The 10483-nt window shown below is 59.5% G+C and carries 11 protein-coding genes; 7 read left to right on the forward strand and 4 right to left on the reverse strand.

The features are described from left to right. Positions 1 to 134 precede the first annotated feature (134 nt). The gene (locus IQK56_RS24480; protein WP_193862650.1) at positions 135 to 839 is read right to left on the reverse strand and encodes an SDR family oxidoreductase; all 705 of its coding nucleotides are present in this window, start codon (positions 837 to 839) and stop codon (positions 135 to 137) included. Between the two features lie 101 nt (positions 840 to 940). On the opposite strand from IQK56_RS24480, the gene IQK56_RS24485 reads away from it, so the two are divergent. The 3 genes from IQK56_RS24485 to rarD all read left to right on the forward strand — a co-directional run bounded on the left by IQK56_RS24485 (position 941) and on the right by rarD (position 3961). After that, positions 941 to 1843 (forward strand): LysR family transcriptional regulator, encoded by a 903-nt coding sequence (locus IQK56_RS24485; protein WP_193862648.1) that lies wholly within the window; start codon positions 941 to 943, stop codon positions 1841 to 1843. Between the two features lie 81 nt (positions 1844 to 1924). Next, a complete protein-coding gene (locus IQK56_RS24490) occupies positions 1925 to 2935 on the forward strand; it encodes an aldo/keto reductase (RefSeq protein WP_122308495.1) in 1011 nt (336 codons plus the stop codon). A 144-nt stretch (positions 2936 to 3079) separates the two neighbouring features. Further along, positions 3080 to 3961: an EamA family transporter RarD gene (gene rarD, locus IQK56_RS24495; protein WP_122308526.1), complete on the forward strand. Its 882-nt coding sequence runs from the start codon at positions 3080 to 3082 to the stop codon at positions 3959 to 3961. A gap of 54 nt (positions 3962 to 4015) precedes the next feature. Here the strand turns inward: rarD and hppD are convergent, their stop codons facing one another. Further along, positions 4016 to 5092: a 4-hydroxyphenylpyruvate dioxygenase gene (gene hppD, locus IQK56_RS24500; RefSeq protein ID WP_122308494.1), complete on the reverse strand. Its 1077-nt coding sequence runs from the start codon at positions 5090 to 5092 to the stop codon at positions 4016 to 4018. 243 nt (positions 5093 to 5335) lie between these two features. Beyond that, complete coding sequence (locus tag IQK56_RS24505) at positions 5336 to 6259, reverse strand: DMT family transporter (protein WP_150760023.1); 924 nt, start codon at positions 6257 to 6259, stop codon at positions 5336 to 5338. A 76-nt stretch (positions 6260 to 6335) separates the two neighbouring features. Here IQK56_RS24505 and IQK56_RS24510 point away from each other — a divergent pair, with 76 nt between their 5' ends. The 3 genes from IQK56_RS24510 (at position 6336) to IQK56_RS24520 (ending at position 9399) form a co-directional block, all read left to right on the forward strand. Beyond that, positions 6336 to 7241 (forward strand): LysR family transcriptional regulator, encoded by a 906-nt coding sequence (locus tag IQK56_RS24510; protein WP_122308492.1) that lies wholly within the window; start codon positions 6336 to 6338, stop codon positions 7239 to 7241. A gap of 52 nt (positions 7242 to 7293) precedes the next feature. Next, positions 7294 to 8835, forward strand: a complete 1542-nt coding sequence (locus IQK56_RS24515) for an EAL domain-containing protein (protein WP_193862646.1) — start codon at positions 7294 to 7296, stop codon at positions 8833 to 8835. Between the two features lie 198 nt (positions 8836 to 9033). Then, positions 9034 to 9399, forward strand: coding sequence for a histone-like nucleoid-structuring protein, MvaT/MvaU family (locus IQK56_RS24520; RefSeq protein WP_032885697.1), 366 nt, complete (start codon positions 9034 to 9036; stop codon positions 9397 to 9399). A gap of 111 nt (positions 9400 to 9510) precedes the next feature. Here the strand turns inward: IQK56_RS24520 and IQK56_RS24525 are convergent, their stop codons facing one another. Beyond that, complete coding sequence (locus tag IQK56_RS24525) at positions 9511 to 10047, reverse strand: DUF4946 domain-containing protein (protein WP_193862644.1); 537 nt, start codon at positions 10045 to 10047, stop codon at positions 9511 to 9513. Positions 10048 to 10245: 198 nt separating this feature from the next. Between IQK56_RS24525 and IQK56_RS24530 the strand changes: the two genes are divergently transcribed. Next, positions 10246 to 10483, forward strand: a 238-nt coding sequence (locus IQK56_RS24530; protein ID WP_193901858.1) for a VOC family protein, incomplete at its 3' end; no start/stop codon positions are given.

Consider the following 10483-nt stretch of genomic DNA (forward strand, 5'->3'; position numbering starts at 1 on the left):
TGCTGGCGGCGGTGATTGTGGCAGGTAGCTTTCTGGCTCTGCGGATGACACGGACCCTGAAGGCGTAACGCGGCCATTGTGGGAGGGGTCAAGCCCCTCCCACAATGAGTCCTCTGAGTTCTCGCGGTTTTTGTCTACAGCAATCCGCCACCGTCGATGTCGATCACGCTGCCGGTCATATAGCCATTTTCCATGGCCAGTACATACCCCGCCGCCACCTCCTCGGCCTGCCCTACCCGCCCAACCGGCAACGCACCGCCGGCCTTGGCGAACATCGCCAACCGCTGCTCTTCGGCCAACCCCGCATACGCCGGAGTATCAATCACCCCAGGGCTGATCACATTGACCCGACGCGGTGCCAACTCCTTGGCCAATTGCTTGCCCAGTGCTTCGGTCGCGGCATTGATCCCGACCTTGATAAATTGCCCCGGCACCCACTTACGCCCCAGTTGCCCGGAGGTCAGGCTGATGCTGCCGCGCTCGTCGAGAAACGGCAGCGCCAGTTGGATCGCACGCAACGCGCCCCAGAGTTTCACGTTGAAATTATCCTGGGCCTCTTCCAGATCGGTGTCGATCAGGGATTTGGCGCGCACCGCGGGGCCTGAGGTGTAGACCAGATGGTCAAAGCGCCCGACGCCTTCGAACAGACGTTGCAGGGACGCAGCGTCCGTCACGTCTACCGGTTCGCTGCGCACGCCGTTGTCGCTGCCGGCGGACAAGCGCCGGCCCGCCAGCACCACGTGGGCGCCCCGCGCAACCACCGCCGTGGCCACCGCCGCGCCAATGCCGCTGCTGCCGCCGATCACGATGACGGTTTTACCGCTGAGGGAAGAAGTCATGGGGAGATGTCCTGGGTGAGAAAGTGAGTGTTCATCTTCCCAGCTTGGCAATCGACGAAAAAACCCGGTAAAACGACAAGATCTTTAAAGGATTTTTATAAATGAGTTCGATCCTTGATCTTGAAGTCTTTGTGCGCACCGCCGATACGGGCAGCCTGTCCGCTGCCGCACGCGGCCTGGGTTTGACGCCAGCGGCGGCCAGTATCGCCCTCAAACGCCTGGAAACCCGGCTGGGCATTCGCCTGCTGGCGCGCTCCACGCGCAGCATGCGCCTGACCGAGGAAGGCAAGCGCTACCTCGACAGCGTGCGCGAAGCATTGGCCGCACTGGCCGACGGTGAACAGGCGCTGAGGCAGCACAGCCAAGGGCTGACGGGTTTGCTGCAATTAGCCGCACCCTCGGACTTCGGGCGCAATGTGGTGCTGGGCTGGCTGGACGCATTCAAGGTGGAGCACCCGAACATCCGCCTGCAACTGCTGCTCAACGACAGCAATGCCGACCTGTTCCGCGACACCGTCGACATCGCCCTGCGCTTCGGCGTACCTCGCGATTCCAGCCTGGTGGCGCTGCCGGTGGTGCCCGATCACCAGCGTATTGCCTGCGCCAGCCCCGAGTATCTCGCACGCAATGGCACCCCCACGACACCGACGCAGTTGGCGCAACACAGCACGCTGCGGTACATGCGACAGGGGCGCGCCAACAGTACGTGGTTCTTTCGCCAGGGCAGCGAGCTGCAGGAAGTCGACGTGACAGGCGATTACCTGAGCGACGACGGTGAAATTGTGCGGCGATGGGCCCTGGCTGGCCACGGCATCGCCTATAAAGCCAACCTGGATATCGCCCGGGATCTCAAGGCTGGCCGCCTGGTGCACCTGTTGCCGGATTGGCAAGGCGAACCGACGCCGTTCAACTTGATGTGCCCCCACCGTCTGCAAGTGTCGGAACGGGTGAAAGTGCTGCATCGGTTTCTCCAAGTGCGTTGTCAGGCGTTGCTGAGCGAATGAAGAAACATGCCCAGGGCTTGTTCCAGAGCCTCTGAGTCTGGTATTGCATGGAGACCGTCTCACAGCCGCAAGGAGCTATGCATGATTTACCGCACATTGGGCCAGTCCGGTTTGAAGGTCAGCGCGTTGACCCTGGGCACCATGATGTTTGGCGAGCAGACCTCTACCGAGGACTCGCTGCGCATCATCGACAAGGCCTGGGACCAGGGCATCAATTTTATCGACACGGCGGACGTGTACACCGGCGGACGCTCCGAAGAACTGGTCGGCGAAGCCATTGCCCGGCATCGCCAGGATTGGGTGGTGGCGACCAAAGTCGGTTTCGGCCCGCCGGACGGCTTGCCCAACCGCAGTGGCTTGAGCCGCAAACGGATCTTCAATGCGCTCGACGCCAGCCTGACCCGACTCGACACCGATTACCTCGACATCTACTACTTGCACCGCGAAGACCACAACACCCCATTGGACGTGACGATCTCCGCGATCGGCGACTTGATCCGCCAGGGCAAGATCCGCTACTGGGGCTTATCCAACTATCGCGGCTGGCGCATTGCCGAGGTGATCCGCGTGGCCGAACGTCTGGGTGTCGACAAACCGGTGATCAGCCAGCCGCTGTACAACATCGTCAACCGTCAGGCCGAGGTGGAGCAGATCACCGCCGCTGCTGCCTATGGCCTGGGCGTAGTGCCTTACAGCCCGCTGGCACGGGGCGTGCTCAGCGGTAAATACGCGCCGGACGTCACGCCAGAACCGGGCAGCCGCGCCGCACGCCAGGACAAACGCATCCTGGAAACCGAATGGCGCGTGGAGTCGTTGCGCATTGCCCAGCAGATTCAGCAATACACCCAAGGGCGTGGCGTGGGGATTGTGGAGTTTGCCATCGCCTGGGTGCTGAACAACTCAGCGGTGAGTTCGGCGATTGTCGGGCCGCGTACCGAGGCGCAGTGGGATGCCTACACCGGCGCACTGGAGGTGAAAATCACGGCAGAGGATGAAGCCTTTATTGATTCGCTGGTGACGCCGGGGCATTCGTCTACCCCAGGCTTCAACGATGTGAGCCACTTTGTCTCGGGGCGCGTGGCCCAATCGTAAGTGATGGAAGGCCTCAGGAGTTAAGGCCGATTCCGTGACGTGAGAAAATTTCCCGGCATTTGCCCCAAAACAGAGCAGCCGTTTCACGCCGCAAGCACCATAATGCACACCTCTCTTGTACAAAACGGTTTTCGCGAGGACAGCGTGTCTAAAGGTGTTGTGTTATCGGTTTCGGCCTCGGTGTTGTTTGCCGTGATGTATTACTTCACATCATTGCTCACACCGTTGAGCGGCCTGGAGATTTTCGGCTGGCGCATGCTGCTGACCGTGCCGTGCATGACGGTGTTCATGATCGTCAGCGGTGAATGGCGGCGCGTGTTGGAATTGCTGCGGGTACTGGCGGCCAAGCCAGGATTGATCGCAGGGGTTGTGTTGTCTTCGGCCTTGCTGGGCGTGCAGTTGTGGTTGTTCATGTGGGCACCGCTGAACGGGCGCAGCCTGGATGTATCGGTGGGTTACTTCCTGTTGCCACTGACCATGGTGCTGACCGGGCGCCTGGTCTGGGGTGAGCAACTCTCCTACCTGCAAAAAATCGCGGTGTTCTTTGCAGGCCTCGGGGTGCTCAACGAGCTGTACCAGGCCGGTGGTTTTTCCTGGGCGACGCTGGTGGTGATCATTGGTTACCCGCTGTACTTCATCGTGCGCAAGTACCTCAAGACCGATAACCTGGGCGGGCTCTGGCTGGATATGGCGCTGATGCTGCCGGTGGCCTGGTGGTTCGTGCAAAGCGGCGAGCAGGGTTTTGCGGTGATGGATGTGCACCCGAAACTGTACGCATTGATTCCCATACTGGGCCTGATCAGCGCGTCGGCACTGGTGAGCTACATCATCGCCAGCCGCTTGCTGGCGTTCAGCCTGTTCGGCCTGCTCAGTTATGTCGAGCCGGTGCTGTTGCTGCTGGTGGCCCTGCTGTTGGGTGAAGGGATCAAGTCGGGTGAATGGCTGACCTACATTCCGATCTGGATTGCAGTGATGGTGCTGGTGTTCGAGGGTTTCAAGCATTTGGTGCGTCAGCGCCGCGCCTGATTCGCAGGCCATAAAAAGCCCGGCCGGGGAAACCTCGGCCGGGCTTTTTTACGCTTAATCGGTGGTCAATACACCGCGACGCACCTGGTCGCGTTCGATGGACTCGAACAGCGCCTTGAAATTACCTTCGCCAAAGCCATCATCGCCTTTGCGCTGGATGAACTCGAAGAACACCGGGCCCATCAGGGTTTCCGAGAAGATCTGCAGCAGCAGGCGCTTGTCACCTTCGATGGATGAGCCGTCGAGCAGGATCCCGCGTGCCTGCAACTGGTCCACCGGCTCGCCGTGGTTCGGCAGGCGACCTTCGAGCATTTCGTAGTAGGTGTCCGGCGGCGCGGTCATGAAGCGCATGCCGATCTTCTTCAACGCGTCCCAGGTCTTGACCAGGTCGTCGGTGAGGAATGCCACGTGCTGGATGCCTTCACCGTTGAACTGCATCAGGAACTCTTCGATCTGCCCGGCACCCTTGGACGATTCCTCGTTGAGTGGGATGCGAATCATACCGTCCGGTGCGCTCATGGCCTTGGAGGTCAGCCCGGTGTATTCGCCCTTGATATCGAAGTAGCGCGCCTCGCGGAAGTTGAACAACTTCTCGTAGAAGTTGGCCCAATAGGCCATGCGCCCGCGATAGACGTTATGGGTCAGGTGGTCGATGACCTTGAGGCCTGCGCCTTGTGGATTGCGCTCCACACCTTCGAGGTAGACGAAATCGATGTCGTAGATCGAACTGCCTTCACCAAAGCGGTCGATCAGGTACAACGGCGCGCCGCCAATGCCTTTGATTGCCGGCAGGTTCAGCTCCATCGGCCCGGTTTCAATGTGGATTGGCTGGGCGCCCAGCTCCAGTGCGCGGGTATAGGCTTGTTGCGAATCCTTGACCCGGAACGCCATGCCGCACACCGACGGGCCATGCTCCGCCGCGAAATACGAGGCGATGCTGTTGGGTTCGTTGTTGAGGATCAGGTTGATCTCGCCCTGGCGGTACAGGTGCACATTCTTGGAGCGGTGGGTCGCGACTTTGATGAAGCCCATGATCTCGAAGATCGGTTCCAGGGTGCCGGGGGTCGGCGATGCGAATTCGATAAATTCAAAGCCCATCAGGCCCATTGGGTTTTCGTATTGGTCGGCCATTTTCGGCGCCTCATTCTTGTGATTAACAAAGGTCAATTGGCAGCAAGGATGAGGCAGCAAGGTGGCGCACAGGAAAGGCCTCGCACGCTGCGGGCGAGGAAGTCACCAAAGATGAGGGGGGAGCCGAGTCGCTTCATGGTTACATCAGTCTCTGACGGCTGAGGCTTGCGTGAGCGCAAGTCCTTATTCTTGTATGCGTAAATCGATTCTACACAGCGTAACAGTGTTTGTCCGTAGTCTTCATCAAATCCCTATTGCCCCGGCCCGTGCAAGGGGTTTGTTGCACAGGTAAATGCCGGACAGAATCACGGCGCCGCCGATCAGCATGGGCAAGGTCAACTGTTCACCCAGCAACAAGGCGCCGCACATCACAGCTGTCAGCGGGTTGAGGGCGATAAATACGCCGGAACGCGTCGGGCCGATCCGCCGGATGCCGTCGTAATAACCGATATAGGCCAGCGCCGAGCCGAGCACGCCCAGGTACAGCAGGCTCAACAGCTGTGACAGCCCCAGGCTGGTGACTGCTTCGACCGTGAAGCTTCCTGACACCGCTGTAGTCGCGGTCAACATCACCGTTCCCAGCAACACCGACCAGGTCACCGTCTGCAGCGGCCCCAGGCTTGCGTTCAGCCCACGGGAAGCCAATGAATAAATGCCCCACGCCGCCACACATCCAAGGATCAGCAAGTCACCCCGCCAACTATCGACGCCTGCCTGCATCAGCCCAGGGTTGCGACTGACAATCACAGTGGCCGCGCCCGCCAGGCACAACGCGATCCCCACCACCTTGGTGCGACTCAGGTGCTCTTTGAACAACAACCACGACGCGAGGCCAATCACCGCCGGGTTCAAGGCCACGATCAATGACGCCCGTGACGCATTGATGTACTGCAGCCCATAAAAGAAGCACAGGTTGTAGAAAAAAATCCCGAAGAACCCCAGCACCGCCAATTGCGCAAGCTGCCGTGGGCTGGGGCGAGCCAGGCGGACGCGCGCGAAGGCCATGAACAGCAGCAATGCGAGGCTCGCCAGGATAAAACGCAGGCTGGCGGCCAGCAGCGGATTGACCTGATCGGCCAGGTAACGCCCGGCGACAAAGGTGCCGCCCCAGATCATGGTGACGGCGGCGAGTTTGCAATAGGTCAGGCGATCCGAAGTGGGGCTCATTGGGTGGGCTCAAGTGGCAGGCGATGTGGGGTATTCTTCTGCTAATGATCAATCATCGTAAAATGAGTGTTCACTCATGACCCTGACCCAACTTGAAATCTTTTCCCTGGTGGCCGAGCTACAAGGCTTCACCAGCGCCGCACACCGGCTGGGCATCAGCCAATCGGCGGTGTCCCACGCCATCAAGGCGTTGGAGCAAGAGCTGGGCGTCGAGCTGTTCCGGCGCCATCAAAGCCTGGTGGAACCGAGCGAGATCGGCCTGCAATTGCTCGGCCGCGCCCGCGCCATGCTGGGTCTGGCCAACACATTGCAACAGGAAGCCGCCGATGCCCGAGGCATGAAGCGCGGCAGCCTGCGCATTGGCTCGTTCGGGCCCACCGCGTCGATTCGCCTGCTGCCCGGCATCCTCAGCCAGTTTCGTGCTGCACATCCGGGGATTGAAGTTCATGTGGACGAAGGGCCCGACCGCCAGGTGCTGCAGTGGCTGGATGAGCGGCGGATCGATGTGGGCTTTGTGGTGCTGGAGCAGGAGCGCTTTGACACTTTTGCCTTGTTCGAGGACCAGATGGTTGCGTTGCTGCCCGCTGAGCATCCATTGGCCGCACGCAACGCCCTGACCTTGCAGGACCTGTGCGACGATTCATTTATTCTCACCGAAGCAGGCTCCTCGGAGCTTGTCTCCAGACTCTTCGGTGCGGCGCAATTACGGCCCAAGGTGCGCTATCGCTGCGCCCAACTGCTGAGCACCCTGGAAGCCGTCAGTCGCGGCGACGGGCTGAGCATCGTGGCCGAGGCGTCGTTGCCGCAACTGCACGACCCGCGCTATGTAAAACGGCCGTTATCTCCCCGAGTACCGCGCCAGATTGGCCTCGCGGTGCTTGACCGTCGCCAGTCGTCACCCGCCACCCTGGCGTTTATCGAGATTGCTCAACGCGCTGGCAAGACAAGCAATTGTCCACCGAGCCATCTATTATCGAAGTAATACTGACCGGCCTGCCGGCGCCTTTCCTACTCCGCAACAGGCCGCAGAACTCATGCCTCTCACCGTCAAAGGCCCGCGAAAGCCATTTGTCCGCTACTCGATCAGCGCCTTGTGTGGGCTGGCGCCGATCCTGCTCGGCGTGGTGATCCTGTATTGGCAGGCCGAACGCACCCTTGAACAGAGCACGGCACAAACGGCTGAAGAAGCCGTGCGCCAATTCGACCTGATGCTCGACAACACCGCCCTCGCCGCCCAGGCCTTGCTGCCGTTGGCCGGCAAGCCCTGTGACAGCGGCGCGCAATTGGCCCTGCGCGAGCAGGTCACGCGGCGGCCGTTTGTGCGGGCCACGACGCTGTCCTGGCAGAAGAATATCTATTGCAGCTCACTGTTCGGCAGCGACTACGAATCCCCCGTGAACCCCGACGACTATGTGGAGGGTCGACTCTGGCTGATGAATGGCAACCCGGTGACGCCGGACACGGCCTTACTGGTATACCGACTGGTCGACGGTGATCAAGGCGCGTTTGCGTCGGTTGACGGCTATCACCTGACTAACGCCTTGCGCCTGATCAGCCGCTATGCGCAATTGATCCTGCAAGTGGGGCCCAACTGGCTGGATGCCGATGGCAAGGTGCATTCCTCCGCAGTCCCGCCATTTGCCGTGGCCCATCATCACCTGACCTCCCAGCGCTATGGCTACAGTGTCGATGCCGGCATGCCGGACGGCGAAGTCTGGCGTTACATGCAGGTGCGGTATCGTGCGATTTTCAGCTTGGTGGTGTTCTTTGGCGTGTTGGCAGGTGTGCTCGCCCATTGGCTGCAAAAACGCGCTTCGGCGCCGACCCATGAACTGCGCAGAGCCTTGGGCGCCAATGAGTTCATCCCGTACTTTCAGCCGGTGGTACGCGGCGACAGCCGCGAATGGGCCGGCTGTGAAGTGCTCATGCGCTGGCAGCACCCCAAGGAAGGCTTGGTGCGCCCCGATCTGTTTATCCCTTTGGCCGAACATTCCGGCCTGATCGTGCCGATGACCCGCGCCCTGCTGCGCCAGACCGCGGCCCAGCTGGCGCCCCATGCGGCGCGGTTCTGCCCGGGTTTCCATATCGGCGTGAACATCACGGCGCGCCATTGCCTCGACCTGGCACTGGTGGACGATTGCCGTGAGTTTCTCGCCGCCTTCGCACCGGGCCAGGTAACCCTGGTGCTGGAGCTGACCGAGCGCGAGTTAATCGAGCCCACCGATATCACCCGCCGCCTGTTCGACGCCTTGCACCAACTGGGCGTGATGATTGCCATCGATGACTTCGGCACCGGCCACTCCAGCCTGGGTTACTTGCGCAACTTCAATGTGGACTACTTGAAGATCGACCAGAGTTTTGTCGCCATGATTGGCGCAGACGCCCTGTCGAGGCATATCTTGGACAGCATCATAGAATTGTCCGGCAAACTGGATCTGGGCATCGTCGCAGAAGGCGTGGAAACGGCCGAACAATGCGAGTATCTGGCCGCTCATGGTGTGGATTTCCTACAGGGCTATCTGTTTGGCAAGCCATTACCCAGCGATGAATTCATTAAGACCCTGGCCAGCCATTGAATAGCCATGCACTAGCGGCGTTGAAATAATGTTAATAAGACAAAAGACATGATTTACTCGTAGCAGATTAACTACTACAATTTTTCTTGCCTGTGCAGAACTCGCAGGACGACGTCCTCTTTGAGTCGCCTTAACGCTATTGGCTAATAGCGTTGTCTTCAGTTGATATCAGCCAACTACACTATTGGAGTACAGATTTTGTCCAGACTCGCCGAATTTCGCGCAGCAGAAAAAGCCCTTCAAGAGCAGCTTGCCCAGCTGGAATCCCTGAAGAACGATGCTGGCCTGAAGAAAGAAATCGAATTCGAAGAAAAACTTCAAGGGCTGATGAAAACCTACGGCAAGGGCCTGCGCGACATCATCCTGATCCTTGATCCAAACCCGGGCAAGGCCAGTGCCGCTGCCGCCAACGCACCAAAACAACGCCGTGCACGTGTGGTCAAGGTTTACCACAACCCGCACACCGGCGAACTGATCGAAACCAAGGGCGGCAACCACCGCGGCCTCAAGGCCTGGAAAGAACAGTATGGCGCCGCCACTGTAGATTCCTGGCTTCGCGGCTGATTACAGCGCACTAACAAAGAGCCCCGCATCAGCGGGGCTTTTTTATTCGAGGGTTCGAAACCGAACTTAAATAACATTTCATTTTGTTCAAATTCGACGTGCTAAACGCACTTAAAGTTTGAGGCTATCGCGTACGGAACGGACTTCATCCTTGCTCGCTTCGTAAGCATCGGCTTGACCGGCGTATGAAAAAACATAGGCTTTATCGGTATCAACAGCCCCCACCAATGTTTGTGAAAGCACGTGCCGTCCATTCTCGGTAATCACACAGGTAGTTTCCACGGCGTCAAGACGGCTCAATGTTGTCGGGTGCATTTTGCTGCAGACACTTTGGTAGCCGCCCTGGGCAAAATCCTTCTGGATGGACTTGCGCATTTCCAGCAATACACCCTGAAGATTAACGTTATGACCAGCCTCGGTCGGCGTGGCCGTCAACTCCATCACCATCAGTGTGTTGCCGTTTTCGTCGTTCTTGATTGCACGCTGACGCGAAACCGGCTGCGGCTTGGGTGGCGCTTCACCGTCGGGCACCACCTCCTCGACTTGCCAGCCGCTGGGCCAGTGAATTTCCGGATCCGCCGCCAAGACGAAAGGACTGGCCAACAGCAAACACACAGCGCTCAACAGCGGTCTACGACATTCGATCATGCGAAAAACACCCAAGGTTCAAGGGCCAAAGTGTGAGCCTCGCTGCCCGCAGGTCGCAAGGCCCCCGTGACCTTTTTCATTTGGCGCCGCAGGCGGGCCTTGCGTATCATGGCTTCGCTGCACGGATGCCAGCCGCAAGCCAAGGGAACGCTCCTCTCAACGGGAGCCGCGTTTGCCCCATTTTTTTCTGGAGGGCCCATGAGCCTGCACGAACTGAACACTTTCCCGGGCGTTACCGCCCAGCCAGACACCGCCACCACGAACTTTGTGTTCAACCACACCATGCTGCGGGTCAAGGACATCACCAAGTCCCTGGACTTCTACACCCGCGTGCTGGGTTTCTCGCTGGTTGAAAAGCGTGATTTCCCCGAAGCCGAATTCAGCCTGTACTTCCTGGCCCTGGTGGACAAATCCCAGATCCCGGCCGACGCCGCTG

The sequence above is a fragment of the Pseudomonas cyclaminis genome, assembly GCF_015163715.1.
GTDB lineage: Bacteria > Pseudomonadota > Gammaproteobacteria > Pseudomonadales > Pseudomonadaceae > Aquipseudomonas > Aquipseudomonas cyclaminis.